18 protein-coding genes and 3 pseudogenes are annotated in these 19,896 nt (G+C 71.8%); 9 read left to right on the forward strand and 12 right to left on the reverse strand.

The window, feature by feature from the left end:
* Positions 1-3: 3 nt before the first annotated feature.
* Positions 4-123: pseudogene (locus ACIP8W_RS21565) on the reverse strand (transcriptional regulator); the annotation flags it as partial.
* Between ACIP8W_RS21565 and ACIP8W_RS21570 the strand changes: the two are divergent.
* Positions 112-1,222: pseudogene (locus ACIP8W_RS21570) on the forward strand (MFS transporter). The pseudogenes ACIP8W_RS21565 and ACIP8W_RS21570 overlap by 12 nt on opposite strands.
* 43 nt (positions 1,223-1,265) lie before the next feature.
* The gene (locus tag ACIP8W_RS21575; protein ID WP_401955814.1) at positions 1,266-1,475 is read left to right on the forward strand and encodes an antitoxin; all 210 of its coding nucleotides are present in this window, start codon (positions 1,266-1,268) and stop codon (positions 1,473-1,475) included.
* A gap of 197 nt (positions 1,476-1,672) precedes the next feature.
* Here the strand turns inward: ACIP8W_RS21575 and ACIP8W_RS21580 are convergent, their stop codons facing one another.
* Complete coding sequence (locus ACIP8W_RS21580) at positions 1,673-3,127, reverse strand: dihydrolipoyl dehydrogenase family protein (protein ID WP_402150549.1); 1,455 nt, start codon at positions 3,125-3,127, stop codon at positions 1,673-1,675.
* A 133-nt stretch (positions 3,128-3,260) separates the two neighbouring features.
* Here ACIP8W_RS21580 and trxA point away from each other — a divergent pair, with 133 nt between their 5' ends.
* Positions 3,261-3,638: a thioredoxin gene (gene trxA, locus ACIP8W_RS21585; RefSeq protein WP_402204200.1), complete on the forward strand. Its 378-nt coding sequence runs from the start codon at positions 3,261-3,263 to the stop codon at positions 3,636-3,638.
* An 18-nt stretch (positions 3,639-3,656) separates the two neighbouring features.
* On the opposite strand, the gene ACIP8W_RS21590 is transcribed toward trxA, so the two are convergent.
* On the reverse strand, positions 3,657-3,920 hold the full coding sequence (locus ACIP8W_RS21590) for a hypothetical protein (protein ID WP_401955811.1): 264 nt from the start codon (positions 3,918-3,920) through the stop codon (positions 3,657-3,659).
* Between the two features lie 106 nt (positions 3,921-4,026).
* Between ACIP8W_RS21590 and ACIP8W_RS21595 the strand changes: the two genes are divergently transcribed.
* A complete protein-coding gene (locus tag ACIP8W_RS21595) occupies positions 4,027-4,515 on the forward strand; it encodes a type II toxin-antitoxin system PemK/MazF family toxin (protein WP_402204203.1) in 489 nt (162 codons plus the stop codon).
* Between the two features lie 88 nt (positions 4,516-4,603).
* Here ACIP8W_RS21595 and ACIP8W_RS21600 read toward each other — a convergent pair whose 3' ends face one another.
* The gene (locus tag ACIP8W_RS21600; protein ID WP_402204205.1) at positions 4,604-5,446 is read right to left on the reverse strand and encodes a TIGR02452 family protein; all 843 of its coding nucleotides are present in this window, start codon (positions 5,444-5,446) and stop codon (positions 4,604-4,606) included.
* 175 nt (positions 5,447-5,621) lie between these two features.
* Between ACIP8W_RS21600 and egtA the strand changes: the two genes are divergently transcribed.
* From egtA to ACIP8W_RS21625, 5 genes are all read left to right on the forward strand, one after another.
* Positions 5,622-6,956: an ergothioneine biosynthesis glutamate--cysteine ligase EgtA gene (gene egtA / locus ACIP8W_RS21605; protein WP_402150538.1), complete on the forward strand. Its 1,335-nt coding sequence runs from the start codon at positions 5,622-5,624 to the stop codon at positions 6,954-6,956.
* Positions 6,953-8,314: an ergothioneine biosynthesis protein EgtB gene (egtB, locus tag ACIP8W_RS21610; RefSeq protein WP_401955807.1), complete on the forward strand. Its 1,362-nt coding sequence runs from the start codon at positions 6,953-6,955 to the stop codon at positions 8,312-8,314. The genes egtA and egtB overlap by 4 nt, the downstream gene beginning before the upstream one ends.
* Positions 8,314-9,078 carry an ergothioneine biosynthesis protein EgtC gene (egtC, locus tag ACIP8W_RS21615; protein ID WP_401955806.1) on the forward strand — a complete coding sequence of 255 codons (765 nt, stop codon included), beginning with the start codon at positions 8,314-8,316 and terminating at the stop codon, positions 9,076-9,078. The genes egtB and egtC overlap by 1 nt, the downstream gene beginning before the upstream one ends.
* Positions 9,075-10,046: an L-histidine N(alpha)-methyltransferase gene (egtD, locus tag ACIP8W_RS21620; RefSeq protein ID WP_401955805.1), complete on the forward strand. Its 972-nt coding sequence runs from the start codon at positions 9,075-9,077 to the stop codon at positions 10,044-10,046. Before egtC ends, egtD begins: the two co-directional genes overlap by 4 nt.
* Positions 10,047-10,241: 195 nt before the next feature.
* Entirely contained in the window at positions 10,242-10,460 is a 219-nt protein-coding gene (locus ACIP8W_RS21625; RefSeq protein ID WP_401955804.1) for a dodecin, read from the forward strand.
* Between the two features lie 241 nt (positions 10,461-10,701).
* On the opposite strand, the pseudogene ACIP8W_RS21630 reads toward ACIP8W_RS21625, so the two are convergent.
* The 8 genes and pseudogenes from ACIP8W_RS21630 to ACIP8W_RS21665 all read right to left on the reverse strand — a co-directional run.
* Positions 10,702-10,927 (reverse strand): annotated as a pseudogene (locus ACIP8W_RS21630) (GTP-binding protein); the annotation flags it as partial.
* Between the two features lie 31 nt (positions 10,928-10,958).
* The gene (gene rpmF / locus ACIP8W_RS21635) at positions 10,959-11,129 is read right to left on the reverse strand and encodes a 50S ribosomal protein L32 (protein ID WP_401955803.1); all 171 of its coding nucleotides are present in this window, start codon (positions 11,127-11,129) and stop codon (positions 10,959-10,961) included.
* Between the two features lie 82 nt (positions 11,130-11,211).
* The gene (locus ACIP8W_RS21640; protein ID WP_402204208.1) at positions 11,212-12,066 is read right to left on the reverse strand and encodes an ATP-binding cassette domain-containing protein; all 855 of its coding nucleotides are present in this window, start codon (positions 12,064-12,066) and stop codon (positions 11,212-11,214) included.
* On the reverse strand, positions 12,063-13,916 hold the full coding sequence (locus ACIP8W_RS21645) for a dipeptide/oligopeptide/nickel ABC transporter permease/ATP-binding protein (RefSeq protein ID WP_401955801.1): 1,854 nt from the start codon (positions 13,914-13,916) through the stop codon (positions 12,063-12,065). The genes ACIP8W_RS21640 and ACIP8W_RS21645 overlap by 4 nt, the downstream gene beginning before the upstream one ends.
* Positions 13,913-14,854 (reverse strand): ABC transporter permease, encoded by a 942-nt coding sequence (locus ACIP8W_RS21650; protein ID WP_402150530.1) that lies wholly within the window; start codon positions 14,852-14,854, stop codon positions 13,913-13,915. The genes ACIP8W_RS21645 and ACIP8W_RS21650 overlap by 4 nt, the downstream gene beginning before the upstream one ends.
* A gap of 37 nt (positions 14,855-14,891) precedes the next feature.
* Positions 14,892-16,403 carry an ABC transporter substrate-binding protein gene (locus ACIP8W_RS21655; RefSeq protein ID WP_401955799.1) on the reverse strand — a complete coding sequence of 504 codons (1,512 nt, stop codon included), beginning with the start codon at positions 16,401-16,403 and terminating at the stop codon, positions 14,892-14,894.
* A 349-nt stretch (positions 16,404-16,752) separates the two neighbouring features.
* Positions 16,753-18,921, reverse strand: a complete 2,169-nt coding sequence (locus tag ACIP8W_RS21660) for a putative bifunctional diguanylate cyclase/phosphodiesterase (RefSeq protein ID WP_402204211.1) — start codon at positions 18,919-18,921, stop codon at positions 16,753-16,755.
* Positions 18,918-19,730, reverse strand: a complete 813-nt coding sequence (locus tag ACIP8W_RS21665; RefSeq protein WP_401955797.1) for an SAM-dependent methyltransferase — start codon at positions 19,728-19,730, stop codon at positions 18,918-18,920. The genes ACIP8W_RS21660 and ACIP8W_RS21665 overlap by 4 nt, the downstream gene beginning before the upstream one ends.
* Positions 19,731-19,896: the final 166 nt, after the last annotated feature.

Below are 19,896 nucleotides of genomic sequence, written 5' to 3' on the forward strand. Positions count from 1 at the left end.
CTCTCAGCTCTCCTGTTGGGCCCGTACCAGCGCCTCCCCGGTGGACGTCCGGTAGTAGAGCACGGAACGTCCGGCCCGCCGTCGTCGTATCAGCCGCGCGTCGAGCAGAATGTGGCGGCCCAGACCGTGAGCGGTCTGGCCCTGGGCACACTGGTCTACCGGTCGACCGGGTCCCCGCTGCTCTCCGCCCTCGCCATGTTCGGCACGGCGCTCGCCCAGGTGATCGGCGCGGCCACCCTGCTGTCGGCGGCGGACCGGGTCCCGCCACGCGCGGCGACGACCGGGCTGGCGCTGCTCTTCGCCCTCGGCACCGCCGCCCAGGCGCTCCCGGGACTACCGGTGTGGGCCGCCTTCGCCCTCCTGCTGGGGCTCGGGGCGGTCGCCGCGCTGGGTGGCGGGGTGCGGTACGGCCTGCTGAGCGAGATCCTCCCCCGGGAGGGGTTCCTGCTGGGCCGCTCCACCATCGGGATGGCCGTGGGCACCACCCAGATCTGCGGGTTCGCGGGTCGGCGGCGCGCTGGTGACCGTACTGTCGCCGCGCGGCACCCTGCTGGTGGCCGCCGCCCTCTACGTCATCGCCGCGGCCGTCGCGCGGTGGGGTCTTGGCCCTCGGCCGCCGCGCGCCACCGGGCGTCCCTCGGTGTCCGTCACCTGGCGCACCAACGCGCTGCTGTGGTCCAGCGGGCCCCGGCGCCGGGTCTATCTCGCCCTGTGGGTGCCCAACGGCCTGATCGTCGGCTGCGAGTCGCTGTTCGTCCCCTACGACCCGGAGCACTCGGGGATCCTGTTCGCGTGCGCCGCCCTCGGCATGCTGGCCGGGGACACCCTGACCGGACGGTTCCTCCCGCGGCGGTTCAGAGCGCGGCTCGATGTCCCGCTGCGGCTGCTGCTGGCCGTCCCGTATCTGCTGCTCGCGCTGCGTCCCGCGCTGCCGCTCGCGCTGGCGGCCGTCGCGCTCGCCTCGGTCGGCTACTCGGCGTCCCTGCTGCTCCAGGAGCGGCTGATGTCCCTGACGCCGGACGAGTTGAGCGGTCACGCTCTCGGGCTGCACTCCTCCGGGATGCTCACCTGCCAGGGGCTGGGCGCCGCGTTCGCGGGCGCGGTCGCCGAACTGTCGTCGCCCGCGACGGCGATGGCCGTGAGCGCGGTGCTCTCCGTGGCGGTCACCCTGGCTCTGGCCGTGGAGCCGCGGAAGACCGGATCCCGGGCCGTCTCGGTATGATTCCGTGCTGAACGGGGGCGGGTTCGCGGATACGGGAGAGACCATGCTGGACAGGCTCAAGGAACTCAAGGACAAGGCGCTGGACCTCGCCGAGGAGCACGGCGAGGCGATCGGCCAGGGGCTGGAGAAGGTCGCCGATGTGATCGACGACAAGACGGACGGCAAGTACAGCGACAAGATCGATACCGGTGTCGAGAAGGCCAAGGACTTCCTCGAAGGTCTCGGTGACAGCGACGCCAAGAAGGACGACTGAACAACCGCCCCACACGGAACAGTCGCTCAACGCCGAACGGCACCCCATACCGAACAGCACCCCCAGCGCCGAACGCAGCGCCCGGACACCGAACGGGCGCCCGAACAAGGCCGGTTGGCCCCACGGCCGGGGCCCACGGGGGACACACCGCCCCGGGGCCGGTGGAGCGCCGTGCGCGCCCACCGGCCCCGCCGTGTTCACTCCGTACCGGACCGGGTGTCCCGGTAGGTCTCCAGCAGCCGCAGCCACACCTCGCTGATCGTGGGATAGGCCGGAACGGCGTGCCACAGCCGGTCGACCGGCACCCGCGCGACCACCGCGACCGTCGCGGAGTGCAGCATCTCGCCGACGGCGGGCCCCGCGAAGGTGACCCCGCGCAGGATCTCCTCGTCCAGGTCGACGACCATCCGGGCGTGGCCCCGGTAGCCGTCCCGGTAGAGGGAGGCGCCCGCGACGCCCGACAGGTCGTAGTCGACCGCGCGGACGCGGTGGCCCGCCGACTCGGCCTCGGCGAGGGTGAGTCCGACCGAGGCGACCTCCGGGTCGGTGAAGACGACCTGGGGGACGGCCGCGTGGTCGGCCGTGGCGGTGTGCGCGCTCCACGCGCTGTCCGTCGTCCGCTCTCCCCGCGCCCTGGCCGTGATGGCGGCTCCGGCGATACGGGCCTGGTACTTGCCCTGATGGGTCAGGAGGGCGCGGTGGTTGACGTCCCCGACCGCGTAGAGCCAGTCGCTGCCCTCGACCCGGCAGCCGTCGTCGACGGTGAGCCAGGAGCCCGGCTCCAGGCCGACGGAGCCGAGCCCGAGATCGTCCGTACGGGGCGCCCGGCCGGTGGCGAAGAGCACCTCGTCCGCCTCGACTCGCCCACCGTCCGCCAGGACGACGGTCACCGGTCCGCCGGCGCCCGCGCGCCGTACCTCCGCGACCGATACGCCGGTACGGACCGTGGCTCCGGCCTCCGTCAGGGTCCGGGCCACCAGCTCACCGGCGAACGGCTCCATCCGGGGGAGCAGTCCCCCGCCGCGTACCAGCAGGGTCACCTCGGAGCCGAGCGCGCGCCAGGCCGTGGCCATCTCCACGCCGACCACACCCCCGCCGACGACCACGAGCCGGCCGGGGGCGCTCGGGGCGCTGGTCGCCTCGCGGCTGGTCCAGACGCCCGCGTCGGCGAGCCCCGGCAGCTCGGGCAGGACGGCGCGGCTTCCCGTACACACCGCGACCGCGTGCCGGGCGGTCAGCAGCCGCCGGTCACCGCCGGGGCCGGTGACGGTGACCCGCTTCGTACCGTCCAGCCTGCCGTGTCCCCGGTACAGGCGGGCTCCGATGGAGTCGAGCCACCGGACCTGGCCGTCGTCCTTCCAGTGCGAGGTGAAGGAGTCACGGTGGGCGAGCACGGCGGCGGTGTCCAGCGGGCCGCGCGCGGCGGTGCTCAGCCCCGGCACCCCGCGTGCCTCGGCGCGGGCGATCACCGGGCGCAGCAGGGCCTTGCTGGGCATGCACGCCCAGTACGAGCACTCGCCGCCGACCAGTTCGCTCTCCACGACCGCCGTGGTCAGTCCGGCGGCCCTGGCCCGGTCCGCGACGTTCTCCCCGACCGGTCCCGCGCCCAGCACCACTACGTCGTACTCGCTCGCGTCCATGGCGTCCGTCATGCGAACAGTCTGGTGCGGCGGGGTCCGCACGGCCACACGGACCGGGTGGCAGGGGGACAGGAATACGGCGTCGGCGCGGACCGTTGTCGCAGGCGTCCGCCACCCGGAGCGCAGGAAGAAGAGGTACCAGGACATGGCCACTGTGGAACTCACCAAGGAGAACTTCGACCGGACGGTGTCGGAGAACGACTTCGTCCTGATCGATTTCTGGGCCTCCTGGTGCGGTCCGTGCCGCCAGTTCGCCCCGGTGTACGAGAAGGCCGCGGAGCGTCACCCGGACCTGGTCTTCGCGAAGGTCGACACGGAGGCGCAGCAGGAGCTGGCCGCCGCGTTCGAGATCCGTTCCATCCCGACGCTGATGATCGTCCGGGAGAATGTGGCGGTGTTCGCTCAGCCCGGCGCGCTGCCCGAGGCGGCGCTGGAGGATGTGATCGGGCAGGCCCGCGCGCTGGACATGGACGAGGTCCGGGCGTCGGTCGCGGAGGCCGCGAAGGCCCAGGAGAAGAAGTGACCCGTGGGCGCGGCGGTCTCAGTCCGCGGTGACCACCCGTACGGACAGGCCGTAGTCGAGTTCGAAGCCGTCGATCAGCAGCGCTTCCACGGTGCGGGTCCGGGGGTCGATGTCCGCCTCCATCCCGTCGCCCACATAGCGCGGATAGCCGGACTCCCCGGTCTCGCCCGTGGCCTCGACGACGGCCGAGCGCAGCGCGTGCTCCGAGGTGGGCGGTGATTCGTCTCCCTCGGTGAACGCGGCGACCAGCAGTATCTCGAAGCGCTGCGGCACGTTAGTCATACTCCGACGCTAGTCATAGGGTCGGAGTGGCGCATGTCGCGCCGTCCTGTCCCGGCGGGTGGACCCGGGCGGCGGGTCATGATCGGGACGCTCTACCCTCGTGCGGATGACGTCCCTTTCCCGTGCCGGCGGCGGCAACGACAGTGGTCGCGACAGCGGCGCCGATTCCGACTTTCCCGGCCGTGGCGGCCCGAGCGCCACGACCGAGGCCGATCCCCGCGCCGTGGGCCGGGTCCGCACCTCGTACGCCCCGGAGCACGACGGCGACCCCGACCCCGGTGAGATCGTCTGGACCTGGGTGCCGTTCGAGGAGAACGACGGGCGCGGCAAGGACCGTCCGGTGCTGGTGGTGGCCCGTGAGGAGGGCGGCACACTGCTCGCCGTACAGCTGTCCAGCAAGCGGCACGACGGGGACCGCGAGTGGGTGGCGATCGGGGTGGGCCCGTGGGACCGGGAGGGCCGCGAGTCCTGGGTGGACGTGGATCGCGTCCTGCGCCTGCACGAGCAGGGCATGCGCCGCGAGGCGTGCGCCCTGGACCGGGGGCGGTTCAACCTGGTCGTGAACCGGCTCAAGGAGCTGTACGGCTGGAAGTAGCCCGTACGGGAGGGGTACGCCGACGACCGGGCCCCTCCCCAGCGGCGCACCGGCCGTCGGCGCGCACCGGCCGTCGGCGCACCGGTCGTCAGCGCACCGGCTCTCCCGCGAGCACCCGGTGGAACGCGCCCCGGGTGGTCGCGCCCGCCGTGCGGTCCAGCACCGCGAACACCGTCTCGTCGAAGTGGCCCGCGAACCGGCCGCCCCCGGTGAGCTGGGCGCGGAAGACCTCCGCGACGGCCGCCGGGTCGTTCATGAAGACCCCGCAGCCCCAGGCGCCCAGCACCAGCCGGCGGTAACCGCGGACCACGGCCGTCTCCAGCACCCGCTGGGCCCGGGAGGCGAGCGCGGCGGGGATCAGAGGGGCCAGGTCGGGGGCGGTGCGCGCGATCACGCCCGCGTTGGGCGCGGGCGAGGTGAGAAACCCGACACTGTACGGCGTGTCGAGCAGCCGCCCCCGGTCGTCCCGGAAGACCGGCACAGCGGGGGAACACACCACGCGGTCGGTGTAGAACGGGCTGCGGTCGGCGCGGTGGTGGGCGTAGAACTCGGGCACGCTGAGCAACGTGGTGTAGAGCGCCGAGGACCGGCAGAGCGCTTCTTCCTGGGCCTGTGCGCCGTTGAGATAGCCGCCGCCGGGGTTGCGCGCGGAGGCGAAGCAGAGGACGGCCACCGGGCCGGGGGCCGCCGCCGTCAGCCGCCTCGCGGCGCCGAGGCCGGACTCTCCGGTGACCTCGATCCGGGTCGGGGCCGCCCTCCCGGGCGCGGCGGGAACACCGGGGAGCGGATCGGGTCCGTACAGCGTGGTGCCCGCGACGGCGGCGTCCACGGCGGCGCGGATGAGCACGTCACGGCCGGTGCGCGCGCGGTAGCCGCCCGTTCGGACGATCGCCTCTGTTTCCTTCGCGATTCCCCGCAGCCGTGCGCTCATACATGAATCCTGCGTGAACGGCGGTTCCGGGAACAACCGGTTATCCGAACAGGGGGCGGCCTCCTGGCGCACCCTTGTGCGAAGCCTCGTACAGGGCTTTAGGTTGGACAAAGACCTCCGCCCCGTAACTGACGGGACGGAGCCCGGTCATGGTCTTCGACAGGAGGATCCAGCCATGCCGTCCGACGGTTTCACCGATGAGGGAGCGCCTCTCGGCGAGCACGACGCCGAGGATCTGCTGCGCGGTATCTGTTTCAAAACCGGCCCGCCCCGCACCGTGGGCGTAGAACTGGAATGGCTCGTCCACGATCTGCGCGCACCCGGGACAGCGGTCCCGGCCGACCGCCGCGAAGCGGCCTTCGAGCGGCTGCGGCGGCTGCGCCTCCGGTCGGCGCTCACGTTCGAGCCCGGCGGTCAGCTCGAACTCAGCTCGGCCCCCGCCGGGTCGCTGATGGAGTGTATCGACTCCACCGCCGCCGACCTGGCCGCCGTACGCCCGGTCCTGGGCGAGGCGGGACTCGCGCTCGCGGGGTTCGGGCAGGACCCCTGGAGCTGCCCGCAGCGCATGCTGCGGGAGCCCCGCTACGACGCCATGGAGACCTATCTCGACCGGATCGGCCCCTCGGGCCGCGCCATGATGCGGTCCACCGCCTCCATCCAGGTCTGTCTGGACGCGGGCCACGAGGAGCCGGGGCCGCTCGGTTACAGCCGACGCTGGCATCTCGCGCATCTGCTGGGCGCGGTGCTGGTCGCCGCGTTCGCCAACTCCCCCATGCGGGAGGGTGGTCAGACCGGCTGGCGCTCCACCCGGCAGGCGTTGTGGGCCGAGCTGGACCCGCCGCGCACCGCCGCGCCACCCGCGCTGCGCGAGCCGCGCGCGGCCTGGGCCGCGCACGCCCTGGACACCCCGGTGATGTGTGTCCGGGCGTCCGAGGGGCCCTGGACCGTCCCGGGGGACGGTCTGACCTTCCGGGAGTGGATCCGCACGGGCGCGCCGCGTCCGCCGGTCCGCGCCGATCTCGACTACCACCTGACGACGCTCTTCCCGCCCGTGCGCCCGCGCGGCCATCTCGAACTGCGGATGATCGACGCGCAGCCGGGCGAGGACGGCTGGATGGTGCCGCTCGCGGTCACCACCGCGCTGTTCGACGACCCGGAGGCGTCGGAGACCGTCTACCGCGCGCTCAAGGCACTCACCGAGACCGCGGGGCCGGTGGCCGCCCCGCACAACCCGCTGTGGACCAACGCGGCGCGGTACGGCCTGGCCGACCCCGAGCTGCACGCCGCCGCGCTCGTCTGCTTCGCCACCGCTCAGGAGGCGTTGGTACGGATCGGGGCAAGCAGCGCCGTACGGGAAGCGGTCGCCGCGTACACCGAGCGTTATGTCGTGCCGGGGCGCTGTCCGGCCGACGATCTGTGCTTACGCGACCCCGAAAACACCGCTGGAAACACCGCCGGGAGCAGCGGGAGCGCCACCGGAAACACCTTTGGGAAGGATCTGCGCGCATGACCGACCCCGCCTCGACCGCCGGGACGGTCGACAGCTCCGCCGACGCGTCCGCCGAACAGCTCCGCGGGCGCGCGATCGACGCGCTGACCAGGGCGCGGGCCCGCACCGCCCTGCTGACCTCCTGCGTCGACGACCACGACCTGACCGCACAGCACTCGCCGCTGATGTCCCCGCTGGTGTGGGACCTGGCCCATATCGGCAACCAGGAGGAGCAGTGGCTCCTGCGGACCGTCGCGGGCCGGGAGGCGATGCGGCCCGAGATCGACTCCGTGTACGACGCCTTCGAGCATCCCCGGTCGGCGCGGCCCACACTGCCCCTGCTGCCGCCCGCCGAGGCGCGGGCCTACGCCTCCGAGGTACGCGGCCGGGTCCTCGATGTCATCGAACGCACCCCACTGCGCGGCGGACCGCTGCTGGACGCGGGCTTCGCCTTCGGGATGATCGCCCAGCACGAGCAGCAGCACGACGAGACGATGCTCATCACCCACCAGCTGCGCCGGGGCCCCGCCGCGCTGACCGCTCCCCCGCCGCCCGCCGGGGACACCACCGGGCTGCCCGCCGAAGTCCTCGTCCCGGCGGGGCCGTTCACCATGGGCACCTCCACCGAGCCCTGGGCGCTGGACAACGAACGCCCCGCGCACCAGCGGCTCGTGCCCGCGTTCCACATCGACACGGTGCCGGTGACCAACGGCGCCTACCAGCACTTCATCGAGGACGGCGGCTATACGGACGAGCGCTGGTGGGCGCCCGAGGGCTGGGCGCAGATCCGGGAACACTCCATCGGCGCACCGCTGTTCTGGCGGCGCGACGGCGGCCAGTGGCTGCGCCGCCGGTTCGGCACACCGGAGCCGGTCCCGGTGGACGAGCCGGTGCTCCATGTCAGCTGGTACGAGGCCGATGCCTATGCCCGATGGGCCGGGCGGCGGCTGCCGAGCGAGGAGGAGTGGGAGAAGGCCGCCCGCCACGACCCCGTCTCGGGCCGGTCGCTGCGCCATCCGTGGGGCGACGGCGAGGCGACGGCGGAGCGGGCCAACCTCGGCCAGCGCCATCTGCGGCCCGCCCCCGCGGGCAGCTATCCGGACGGCGCTTCGCCGCTGGGGGTACGGCAGTTGATCGGGGACGTCTGGGAGTGGACGTCCAGCGACTTCCTGCCCTATCCGGGGTTCCGGGCCTTCCCGTACCGCGAGTACTCGGAAGTGTTCTTCGGCGGTGCGCACAAGGTGCTGCGCGGTGGTTCGTTCGCGGTCGACGCGGTGGCCTGCCGGGGCACGTTCCGCAACTGGGACCTGCCGGTGCGCCGGCAGATCTTCTCCGGTTTCCGCACCGCGCGCAGCGCCCTTGCCCACGAAGTGATCTAATGTGCCGCCATCTCGCCTATCTGGGACCGCCGGTGACGATCAGCGAGCTGATCCTCGCCCCGGAGCACGGGCTGTACCGGCAGTCCTGGGCACCCCGCCGACAGCGGTACGGAACAGTCAACGCCGATGGTTTTGGCGTTGGTTGGTACGCCGAGGACGATCCGGTGCCCGCGCGCTACCGACGCCAGGCGCCCATCTGGGCCGACCTCGGGCTGACCGATCTGGCCCGGGTGGTGCGTACCCGCGCGCTGCTGGCGGCCGTGCGGGACGCCACGCTCCCGGGGGCGGACGGGGAGGCGGCGGCGCTGCCGTTCGCCGCCGGGCCGTGGCTGTTCAGCCACAACGGTTCGGTCGGCGGCTGGCCGGGCACGCTCGCCCCGCTCGCCGCGTCCCTGCCCGCCGAGGAACTGCTCGCGCTGCCCGCCCGCAGCGATTCCGCGCTGGTGTGGGCGCTGCTGCTGCACCGGCTGCGGAGCGGGACCGAGCTGGGTTCCGCGCTGGCCGAGACGGTGTTCGACATCGCCGTGGCCTCGCCCGCCTCCCGGCTCAATCTGCTGGCCGTCGACGGCGCGCGGATCGCGGCGACCGCCTGGGGCGACTCCCTGTGGTACCTCACCGGAGGGACGCCCGCCGCCGGATCCACGGTGGTGGCGTCGGAGCCGTACGACGACGATCCACGCTGGCGCGAGGTTCCCGACCGCACACTCCTCATGGCGACCAGCGGTGATGTCCTGCTGACCCCTCTCAAGGAGCCCTCCGCGTGAGCCCGTTCCAGCTGACCCGCACCCTGCCCGAGGACGCCACCGGAGCGGCGCTGCGCGCCGATGTGCTCCAGGGACTGACCCGCACCCCCAAGGTGCTGCCCCCGAAGTGGTTCTACGACGCCCGGGGCAGTGAGCTGTTCGAGGAGATCACCAGACTCCCCGAGTACTACCCGACCCGCGCCGAGCGGGAGATCCTGCTCACCCGCGCGCCCCGGATCGCGGCGGTGACCGGGGCCCGCGCCCTGATCGAGCTGGGGTCCGGGTCGTCCGACAAGACCCGCCATCTGCTGGACGAGTTGATGGAGGTGACCGGACTGGCCCATTACGTACCGGTCGATGTGAGCGAGAGCGCGCTGACCGGGGCCGCCGAATCGCTGCTGGCCGAGCGGCCCGGACTCCACGTGCACGCGCTCATCGCCGACTTCACGGCGAGCCTGGTGCTGCCCAGCACTCCGGGGCCCCGGCTGGTCGCGTTCCTCGGCGGGACGATCGGCAATCTGCTGCCCCCGGAACGCGCGGAGTTCCTGGCCTCCGTCCGGGCGCTGCTGGCCCCCGGTGACTCGCTGCTGCTCGGCACGGATCTGGTGAAGGACGAATCCGTGCTGGTCAGGGCGTACGACGACACGGCCGGTGTGACGGCCGAGTTCAACAAGAACGTGCTCGGCGTCATCAACCGGGAGCTGGGCGCGGACTTCGACCCCGACGACTTCGAGCATGTGGCGCGCTGGGACCGGGAGGAGGAGTGGATCGAGATGCGGCTACGGGCGCGCCGGGCGCTCGCCGTGAAGATCCCCGAACTGGATCTGGTGGTGCACTTCGAGGCGGGCGAGGAGGTACGTACGGAGGTGTCGGCGAAGTTCCGTCAGGACCGGGTACGGGACGAACTGGCCGTGGCCGGAATGGAGTTGGCCCACTGGTGGACCGACGGCGAGGGCAGGTTCGCGCTCTCCCTCGCCACGGCGGTCTGATCCGGCCCCCGGCACACACCGGCCCCCGCGCCGCGGGGGGAGCGGGCCGCCGGGGGCCGCCGCTCACACGTTCGGCCCCGGCACCTTGTCCGGAAGTGCCGGGGGTCGTCGTCTCGCGGACCGCCGTGCCCTGGGGCACGGTGGAGGGACACCGCGACACTCATGACGCGTGCAGATGTGCAGAGGAGAGCGCCCATGTCCCATCACACCTACCGGGTCACCGAGATCGTCGGCACCTCCCACGAGGGTGTCGACGACGCCATCCGCAACGGCGTCGGCCGGGCCGCCCGGACGCTGCGGGGGCTGGACTGGTTCCAGGTGACCGAGGTACGCGGCCATATCGTCGACGGAGACATCGAGCACTACCAGGTCGGGCTGAAGGTGGGGTTCCGCCTGGAGGACGACGGCCTCTGACCACCGGCGGACTCCGGGTGGCAGGGCTCGGGAGCACCGGGGCTCGGGGCGGCGGCGGGAATCCCGGCGGCGTACCGTTGTTGCACCCGGTGTGAGCATCACGGCGACGACCCGGTTCTCCGTACTCGACCGCTCCCGTGTCCGCCAGGGGCAGGACGGCCCGCGGGCGCTGCGCGACACGGTGCGCTTCGCCCAGCGCATCGAGGCGCCGGGCTATCACCGTTTCCGGGCCTCGGAGCACCAGCGGATCGTCGCGCAGGGTGCAGCAGATACAGCCGTCGGCCATCTCGGCCAACCGCTCCTCGGCGCGCGACAGCGCTGCCGCGCACGAGCGCCGCGTCGATGTTGACCTCGCCCGCGTCATTGACGATGACGGCGACGCGCAGGCCCGCGCGGTTGGTGAGGACATGGTTGAGCGTGGTCCTGCCCGCGCCGAGGAATCCGGACAGTACGGTGGCGGGGAGTCGGCCGGGGACGCTGTCGCGCGTCATGCCGGGCTCAGCTCTCGGGGCGCAGCAGCCCGCGCTCGTACGCCTTGGCCAGCCGCTGCGGCACCCGGTACACCGCGCCGTCGACGGTGATGGGCACCAGCCGCGGCGTGACGGCCTTCCACTGGGCGCGGCGGTGCCGGGTGTTGCTGCGGGACATCTTCCGCTTGGGTACGGCCATGGGTGGTCCTCCTGGGTGGTGTGGCCGTACCGGAAGCGCGCGGCCGGACCGAAACCTAGCATGGAAATGGATCCCATTTCCATTAAGGGTTCCGTCCCGGCCCCCCGGCCGCCAACCGGTGCCGGGCCGCGCGCCGTCGCGCCTGGCGGGCCGGGTCGGGGACCGGGGCGGCCAGCAGCAGCCGCTGGGTGTACGGATGTACGGGGGTCCTGGTCACCACCTCCGCGGGGCCGGTCTCGACGATCTCTCCGTGGTACATCACCGCCACCCGGTGGCTGATGTGGCGCACCACCGACAGGTCGTGGGTGATGAAGAGATAGGCGACGCCCGTCCGTTCCTGGATCTCGACGAACAGGTCCAGCACCCGCGACCGGTTGGACAGATCGAGCGCGCTGACCGGCTCGTCGCAGACGATGACGCGCGGGGAGCGGGTCAGCGCGCGGGCGATGGCCACCCGCTGGCGCTGCCCGCCCGAGAACTCGCGCGGCAGCCGCTCCCCCGCGTCGGCGGGCAGCCGTACCTGCTCCAGCAGATCCCGCACCCTGCGGTGGGCGTCCGTCCGGCAGACCCCCGCGACCAGCAGGGGTTCGGCGAGGATGTCATGGACCGTGAGCGCCGGGTTGAGCGAGCTGTACGGGTCCTGGAACACCACCTGGATGTCGTCGCCGAGGGCGCGGCGCTCCTTCTTGCCGATACCGGAGATCACCCGGTCCTGGTAGGTGACCGTGCCGCCGGTCACCGGGGCGAGGCCCAGGATGGCCCGGCCCAGGGTGGTCTTGCCCGAGCCCGACTCCCCCACCAGGCCGAGCGTCTCGCCCGCGCCGATGGACAGGCTCACGCCCTTCAGCGCCCGGAAGGGCGGACGGCCCCGGCCCTTGGCGGGATAGTCGACGACGAGGCCCTCGACGGCGAGCAGCCGATCCGGTTCCGTACTCATGCGCCGGTCCCCTTCCTGGTCGCGCCGTCCCCGGCCCCGGAACCCGGCGGCCGGCGCGGCTCGCCGTCCTCCAGCGTGGCGTCCAGCAGCATGCGGGTGTACGGGTGGCGCGGGTCGGCGAACAGCTCGTCCGCCGGGGCGGACTCGACGATCCGGCCGGTCCGCATGACGGCCACCCGGTCGCAGATGTCGGCGACGACACCGAAGTCGTGGGTCACCAGGATCATCCCCATGGCACGCTCCTTCTGGAGCGAGCGCATCAGGTCGAGCACCTCGGCCTGCACGGTGACATCGAGCGCGGTGGTCGGCTCGTCCGCGATCAGCAGATCGGGGTCGCAGGAGACGGCGGCGGCGATCAGCACGCGCTGGGCCATACCGCCCGACACCTGGTGCGGATAGGACGCGTACACCCGCGCCGGATCGTCGATGCCCACCCGGTCCAGGAGCGCCAGCGCCTTCTCCCTCGCCCTGGCCCGGGAGAGCCCCAGATGGCGGCGCATGGGCTCGACGAGCTGCGAGCCGATCCGGAAGGACGGGTCGAGGTTGGACATCGGCTCCTGCGGTACGTACGCGATGCGCCACCCCCGGATCCCCTTGCCGGACGGGCCGCCCCCGGCCGTCAGGTCCGTACCGTCGAAGACCAGCGAGCCGACACCGACGCGGGCCTCCGGCGGGAGCAGTCCGAGAACGGCGAACGCGGTCTGGCTCTTGCCCGACCCGGATTCGCCGACGAGGCCGAGGACCTCCCCCTTGCGTACGGCGAGGGAGACGCCGTCCACCACCACGGACTCCCCGTCGCGTACCGGATAGCTCACCCTGAGGTCCTCGACCACCAGGAGTTCGTCGCCGCGGAGCGCGTCCCGCGCGGCGGGGGCGGGCCCGGGGCCGGTGGCACCGGCCGGGCCCCCGGCGGCCGGGCGGTCGGGGGCGGGGCGCCGGGGTTCGCGCCCGCGGGCCTTCGCGCCCGCGCCGATCAGGACATCGGTCAGCGCGTTGCCCAGCAGCCCCGAGGCGGCCACGGTGACGGCGATGGCGAGACCGGGCCACAGGAGCAGCAGCGGCTCGGTGTAGATGTTGCCGAAGGCGTCGTTGAGCATCGCCCCCCAGCTCGGCTCACTGGCGGAGCCGAGCCCGAGGAACTCCAGCCCCGACTGGATGAGGATGCCGATACCGAGCAGGTTCGCGGCCTGGATGATGGTCGGGGCCTGCACGACGGGCAGGACATGGCGGCGGATGATGCGCCGGTCCGCGAGCCCGGAGACCCGGGCCGCGTCGACGTACAGCTCCTCGCGTACGGCGGCGACGGAGCCGCGCACCAGCCGGAACACACCGGGCGCCATGAGCAGGCCGAAGACCGCCATCGCCAGATAGGTGCTCTGGCCGAACGAGCCCAGGACGACCAGCAGCAGGATGATCGCGGGGAGGGACATGACCAGGTCGGCGCTCCAGCTCGCCACCCTGTCGAACCAGCCGCGGAAGTAGCCCGCGACCAGACCGAGCGGGACTCCGATCGCGACCGCGACGAAGGTGGCCAGCGCCGTACCGAGCAGGCTGGTCCGGGCGCCGTACACCAGCCTGGCCAGGACATCGCGGCCGACTCCGTCGCCGCCGAGCGGATGTTCGGCGCTCATGGGCGCGAGCGCGGCGGTGAGGCTGGACTCGGCGGGGTCCCGGGAGGTGAGGAGCGGGGCGCAGAGACCGGCGAGCACGATGAGCAGGAGGACGAGCAGACAGGTCACCGCGGTGGGGTCCCTGAGCAGCCGTCGCACCACCCGGTCGCGGTGGGGAACCGCCCCGGGGGCCGGCTCACCGGCCGGGCCGGCCCCCGGATCCGTTGTGGGCGGGGTCATCCGACACGCACCTTCGGGTTGAGCCATCCAAGGGCGATGTCCATCAGCAGATTGACGGCGACGACGATGCCGACCATCACCACGACGACCCCCATGAGGAGCGGTGAATCGCCGTCCGAGGCCGCTGTGTTGGCCACACTGCCGATCCCGGCGAGACCGAAGACCTTCTCAACCACCACCGCGCCGCCGACGAGTCCGATGAACTGGAGCGAGAGCACGGTGAGCGCCGAGGGGGCCGCGTTGCGCAGCGCGTGTTTGAGCAGCAGGCTGCGCCGGGACAGTCCACGGCTGCGCAGGGTGCGGACGTAGTCCATGCGCAGGACATCGAGCAGGGCGCCGCGTACCTGTTGTGCGGTGGCCGCGACGGCGCCCACCGCCAGGGAGACCGACGGCAGGATGACGGACGCGAGCCAGCCGGAGGGGGATTCGGCGAAACTCGTGTAGCCGGTGGCGGGCAGCAGCCCCCACTTCACCCCGGCGAAGAGCGCGAGGACCAGCGCCACCAGAAAGCTGGGAACCGCGAAGCCGACGACGGCCGTCAGCTGTACGGCGCGGTCGAGCAGGCCACCCCGGAGCGCCGCTGCCACACCGAACAGGACACTGAGGACGGCGGAGAGCAGCAGTCCGCCGAGAACGATGGACAGGGTGACCGGGAGCCTGTCCCCGAGGGAGGCCGTCACGGAGTCCCCGGTGAACCAGGAGCTGCCGAGCTCTCCGCGTACGGCGGCGCCGAGCCACTCCCCGTACTGGATCAACAGTGGCTTGTCCAGGCCGAGTTCGGTGGTCTTCTGCGCGACCTGCCGGGTGGTCGCGGTCTGGCCCGCGATCGTGCGCGCGATGTCCGCGCCGGTCATCCGTACGAGGACGAAGGTCATGGTCGAGATCACGAACACCAGGACCAGCCCCGACAGCAACCGCCGCGCCAAGAACGACACCATGGCCGTCTCTCCCTCCCGCTCTCCCGCGCCGGACCGGTCAGCCGGCCGGGGTGAAGTTGTAGATGCCGGGCACGGAGGTGAAGGTCTGGGGGACGACCTTGACGCCCTTGGTGGTGGCGTAGGCGCTCTCCACGACCGCGAAGGGCGCGTTCCACGCCTGGTCGACGAGGTAGGCGCCGATCTCCTTGAAGACGGCGTCCTGTTCGGCGCCGGTGGCGAACTGCGCCTTCTTCACCAGTGCGGTGACCTTGGGGTCCTCGTACCGGAAGAGGTTCCACAGCGAGTCCTTCATCACTTGGAGCCGGATGGTGTCCCAGGAGCGGAAGGAGGCGAGGGAGAAGTACGAGAGGGCGAACTTCCCCGTCAGCAGCTGGTTGACGGCCTGGCCCGGCGGGACGGCGACGGCCTTCGTCCTGATGCCGATGTCGGCGAGCTGCTGGACCATCGCGGCCTGCTGCTCGGGGAAGACGGTGCCGAGGTCGGGGATGTCGACGCTGAAGCCGTTGGGGTAACCGGCCTCGCGCAACAGGGACTTGGCCTTGGCGGGGTCGTACGCGTACACCGTGTCGAGGGCCTTGCCGTAGGCCGCGCCCGCCGGGTTGAAGATCTGCGTGGTGGGCAAACCCAGGCCGCGGTAGGCCGACTTGACGATCGCGGTCCGGTCGAAGGCGTGGTTGATGGCCTGGCGCACCTTGAGCTTGGCGAGCGGGGGCGAGATCTTGCCCTCGCGGTCCCAGATGTAGAGGCCCGCGACATCGCCCGGCTGGTAGGTGAGGACGTTCAGGCCGCCGGACTTCGCCGCGTCGACATTCTTCGTGCTGGTGAGGAGCGCGCCATTGACCTGGCCGGAACGCAGGGCGTTGAGGATCGCGGTGGGGTCGCTGAGCGGTTTGAAGACGATTCTCTCGAAGGGGAACGCCTTGGTGTTCCAGTAGTTCTTGTTGCGGACGAAGGTGTACACACTGCCCTTGGTCGTGGCGCCCTTGTCCAGGACATAGGGCCCCGAGCCGACCGGGTTGTCCCTGAGGGTGCCCGCGGCGATGGCCCGGGGGCTGGCGAGCATGCCGGCCACGGAGCCGAGGTTGGCGACGAAGGAGGGGTCGGGGGCGCTCAGGGTCACCTTGACGGTGGTGGCGTCGACCGCCTCGACACTCTTGATGTCCTTGAGCTGCCCGGCCGCTTCCCGGGTGCCGGTCGCGGTGTGTTCCAGGTTGGCCTTGACGGCCGCGGCGTCGACCGGGGCGCCGTCGGTGAAGGCGGCCCCGGTGCGCAGGGTGAGGGTGAGGACGGTGTGGGTGGGGTCGTATCCCCACCTGGTGGCGATGTTGGGGGTCGGCTCGGCCTGCGGGTCGAGGCGCAGTAACGAGTCGTAGACGGGCTGGTAGTACTGCGTGTTGTTGCCGAGTCCCGCGTCCTTGAGGTCCCAGGGCTGGGCGGGGGTGACCGGGGCGAGGGTGAGCGTCCCGCTGTCGCCTCCGCCGGAGCCCCCGTGCGTACCACCGGCACAGGCGTTCACACCGATCAGGACTCCGACAACGCCCGCCGCCATGAGAGCTCCGCGCGGGCCCGCTCTCCATCCGCCTGTCGCACGCGGCCCAACTCCTGCACGAGATGACACCAGCACCTCCGAGCATTTCTGAATATTAAATTCAGTTAACGTTGTTTCCCGAATGGCCGGGAACGTAAGCCGGGCGCGTGGGGCGTGTCAATAGGGGCGTCGTGGCACCCCTGGTGTGGGCGTGGCACACCGGACCGACGGGGAAATCACCAGATGAATGGAAATTCGTCACGAAGTGGCGAACGCTTCCCATGACCGCCGAGACCCCCCGATCTCCGCTCCGTACGGCGTGCCGCCCGGGAGCTCCGGCGGATGCCGCCGGCCGCCCGGACGGCCCCGCTCAGACCGCGTCCGCCAGCAGGAGCCTGTGCAGCTGCTCGGGCGGCCCCGGTCGGGCGTAGTACCAACCCTGCGCGGTGTCGCAGCCGAGCCGGCGCAGATGGTCCGCCTGGGCCCCGGTCTCCACGCCCTCGACCGTGACGGCCAGCTCCAGACTGTGGGCGAGCGAGACGATCCCCTCGACGATCTTCAGGTCGACCTGGTCGGCCGGGTGCTGCTGCATGCCCTGGGTGAAGGAACGGTCCAGTTTGAGTACGCTCACCGGCAGCCTGCGCAGATTGGCCAGATTGGAGTAGCCGGTCCCGAAGTCGTCGAGCGCGATGCCCACACCCATCTCGGCCAACTGGCGCAGCGGCTTGAGCAGATCCTCGTCCGCGCCGATCAGCGCCGACTCGGTGACCTCCAGGCAGAGCCCGCCGGGCGGCAGCCCGATCCGGTCGAGGACCTCCACCGTGTCGGCGACGAGGCCGGGGTGGTGCAGTTGGGCGGGCGAGAGGTTCACATTGATCCGCGGCGGGCCGCCCGGGGCCGTCGCCGGCATCTCCTGCTGCCAGGCCCTGGCCTGCTGTACGGACTGCTCCAGCACCCAGCGGCCGAGCGGCACGATCAGTCCGGTGTGTTCGGCGAGCGGGATGAACCGGTCGGGGCCGAGCACCCCGTGCTGCGGATGTGCCCAGCGCACCAGCGCCTCCGCGCCGTACACCGTGCCGTCGTCGAGCCGGACCAGTGGCTGGTACTCGATGAAGAACTCGCCGCGCTCCAGGGCGGCGGGCAGCGCGGTGGTCAGTCCGTGCCGGGTGATGGCGCGGGCGTCGGCCTCCGCGTCGGCCAGCTCGTAGCGGTTGCCGCCCGCCGCCTTGGCCCGGTACATGGTGATGTCCGCGCTGCGCAGCACCTCGGCGGGGGCGCGTCCGGCGGCGGGGCCCTCCACGATACCGATGCTGCCGCGGACCGTGAACTCCCGGCCCTCCAGCCGTACCGGAGCCGTCAGCACGCCGAGGATCCGGGAGGCGAGATCGGTCACGCCGCTGCGGGTCCCCGGCCGGGTGGTCAGCGCCACGAACTCGTCGCCGCCGAGCCGGGCGACCATCTCGCCGGGCGCGGTCGCGCAGCTCTGGAGCCGGTCGGCGACCTCGACCAGCAGCCGGTCCCCGGACGCGTGGCCGAGGCTGTCGTTGATGGCCTTGAAGCCGTCCAGGTCGAGGTAGCAGAGGCCGAAGCGGGCGTCGTCGCCCGCCGCGAGGGCCTTCTCCAGCCGCTCGGAGAACAGGGTCCGGTTGGGCAGCCCGGTCAGGGCGTCATGGGTGGCCTCGTACCGCAGCCGCAGATGGAGCAGCCGCCGCTCGGTGGTGTCCTCCATCAGCGCCAGCTGGTACTGGGGCACGCCCTCGGCGTCGCGCAGGAGCGAGAGGGTCAGATTGGTCCAGAGGACCGTGCCGTCGTTGCGGAAGAACGGCTTCTCGATCCGGAAGTGCTCGCGCTCACCGCGGATCAGCTCTTCGTACATGCGCCAGACCTGGGGCGTGTCCTCCGGGTGGACCCACTCGCTCACATTCCGGCTGCGCACATGGTGTTCGAGGCCGCCGAACATCTGGGTGAGTGTGTCGTTGACCTCCAGCACATTGCCGTCGAGGTCCGCGATGCCGATGCCGACGGCGGCTCCCTCGAACACCGCCTGGAAGCGTGCCCGGGTGGCGTGCAGGGCGTCCTCGGCCTCGTTGCGCGCGGCGAGCGCGGAGCGGGCGATGGCCTCCTGCTCGCCGAGGGTCCGCTCGCGCAGCGCGTGGGCGAAGCCGACGGCGAGCGAGTGCTGGAGCCGGGCGCAACGGGCCCGGCCGTCCTCGGCGGCCAGTTCCGCCGTACCGCAGTACAGAACCAGATAGGAGTCGACCACGCCGAGGGTACGGCCGAGAGCCTCGGGGTCGGTGCAGTTCACCGCCACCAGGGCGGTGCCGACGTGCGCGGCGGGCGAGGTGTCGAAGGGGTACGCGTGCAGCGCCGCCCGCAACTCCCGGGCCAGCGGCAGCAGGCATGCTTCGAATTCGTGGCGCGTCAGCGACGTGGCCGTCGCGGGGAAGACCGCCCGGCTCCAGATCGTCGCGAAGCGCCTGAGTCTGTCCTCCAGGCCGTCCGGGTCCGCCGCTTCCGTCTCCCACACCGGGATCGTCACGCCGTTCGTCCCACTCCGGCGAAGCCCGAGAAGGCATAAGGGTCCTCCTCCTCGGCGGGGCAGTCCGGCCGCCACAGCGGCATGGACACCAGCCCCGGTTCGACCATCGTGAAGCCCTCGAAGAACCGGGCGGTCTCCTCGCGGGTGCGCATCACCAGCGGATTGCGGATGTCCTCGTAGACCGCGACCGCGGCGCCCGTCCGCTCCTTCGGGAGCGGGACACCGTCGTACGAGGCGTGCGTGAGGATGAGCAGACTGCCCGGAGCGAGCGCGTCGCGCAGCTCCGCCACCGCGCGATACGGCTCGTCCGCGTCCTCCAGGAAGTGCAGGACGAAGACCAGCAGCAGCGCCACGGGCCGCTCCAGGTCGAGCAGTTCGAGCGTCTCGGGGCTGTCCAGGATCGTACGGGGCTTGCGGAGATCGCCGTTGAGTACGGCAGCGTTGCGATTGCCTTCGAGAACGGACCGGCTGTGAGCGACGGCGACCGGGTCGTGGTCGACATAGAGCACCTTGGCGCCGGGGCTTCCCGCCTGGGCGACTTCATGGACATTACCGAAGGTGGGAATGCCGGAACCGATGTCCAGGAACTGCGTAATGCCTTGGGTCAGGGCGAATTCCACGGCGCGGCGCATGAACGCGCGATTCGCCTTCATGATCTTGGGAAGGCCGGGCATGAAACCCATCGCCCTGCGGGCCGCCTCCCGGTCCACCTCGAAGTTGTGCGAACCGCCCAGATAGTAGTCGTAAATGCGGGACACGCTGGGCACCGATATGTCGATACCCTGCGGGGCCCAGGCGGGACGCTCCATCGATCTCTCCCACAAGTCGCCACGGTGCGGCCATGCACATGGCCGTTTGTTCGAGCCGAGGCTACTGATCGTCCGCCAAGAGAGCGAGCCCAAACGGAAATTAACGATCCGTTCTTGGTCACACGCCGGTCGCATCCGCAACTGCCACGCCGCCGTACGGAGTTCG

The sequence above is a fragment of the Streptomyces sp. NPDC088554 genome, assembly GCF_044752945.1.
Lineage (GTDB): Bacteria > Actinomycetota > Actinomycetes > Streptomycetales > Streptomycetaceae > Streptomyces.

Coding starts and splice junctions, on each gene's coding strand:
- ACIP8W_RS21575 (WP_401955814.1), top strand. CDS start 1,266: ATGCTGGACAGGCTCAAGGAACTCAAGGACAAGGCGCTGGACCTCGCC.
- ACIP8W_RS21580 (WP_402150549.1), bottom strand. CDS start 3,127: ATGACGGACGCCATGGACGCGAGCGAGTACGACGTAGTGGTGCTGGGC.
- trxA (WP_402204200.1), top strand. CDS start 3,261: ATGGCCACTGTGGAACTCACCAAGGAGAACTTCGACCGGACGGTGTCG.
- ACIP8W_RS21590 (WP_401955811.1), bottom strand. CDS start 3,920: ATGACTAACGTGCCGCAGCGCTTCGAGATACTGCTGGTCGCCGCGTTC.
- ACIP8W_RS21595 (WP_402204203.1), top strand. CDS start 4,027: ATGACGTCCCTTTCCCGTGCCGGCGGCGGCAACGACAGTGGTCGCGAC.
- ACIP8W_RS21600 (WP_402204205.1), bottom strand. CDS start 5,446: ATGAGCGCACGGCTGCGGGGAATCGCGAAGGAAACAGAGGCGATCGTC.
- egtA (WP_402150538.1), top strand. CDS start 5,622: ATGCCGTCCGACGGTTTCACCGATGAGGGAGCGCCTCTCGGCGAGCAC.
- egtB (WP_401955807.1), top strand. CDS start 6,953: ATGACCGACCCCGCCTCGACCGCCGGGACGGTCGACAGCTCCGCCGAC.
- egtC (WP_401955806.1), top strand. CDS start 8,314: ATGTGCCGCCATCTCGCCTATCTGGGACCGCCGGTGACGATCAGCGAG.
- ACIP8W_RS21625 (WP_401955804.1), top strand. CDS start 10,242: ATGTCCCATCACACCTACCGGGTCACCGAGATCGTCGGCACCTCCCAC.
- rpmF (WP_401955803.1), bottom strand. CDS start 11,129: ATGGCCGTACCCAAGCGGAAGATGTCCCGCAGCAACACCCGGCACCGC.
- ACIP8W_RS21640 (WP_402204208.1), bottom strand. CDS start 12,066: ATGAGTACGGAACCGGATCGGCTGCTCGCCGTCGAGGGCCTCGTCGTC.
- ACIP8W_RS21645 (WP_401955801.1), bottom strand. CDS start 13,916: ATGACCCCGCCCACAACGGATCCGGGGGCCGGCCCGGCCGGTGAGCCG.
- ACIP8W_RS21650 (WP_402150530.1), bottom strand. CDS start 14,854: ATGGTGTCGTTCTTGGCGCGGCGGTTGCTGTCGGGGCTGGTCCTGGTG.
- ACIP8W_RS21655 (WP_401955799.1), bottom strand. CDS start 16,403: ATGGCGGCGGGCGTTGTCGGAGTCCTGATCGGTGTGAACGCCTGTGCC.
- ACIP8W_RS21665 (WP_401955797.1), bottom strand. CDS start 19,730: ATGGAGCGTCCCGCCTGGGCCCCGCAGGGTATCGACATATCGGTGCCC.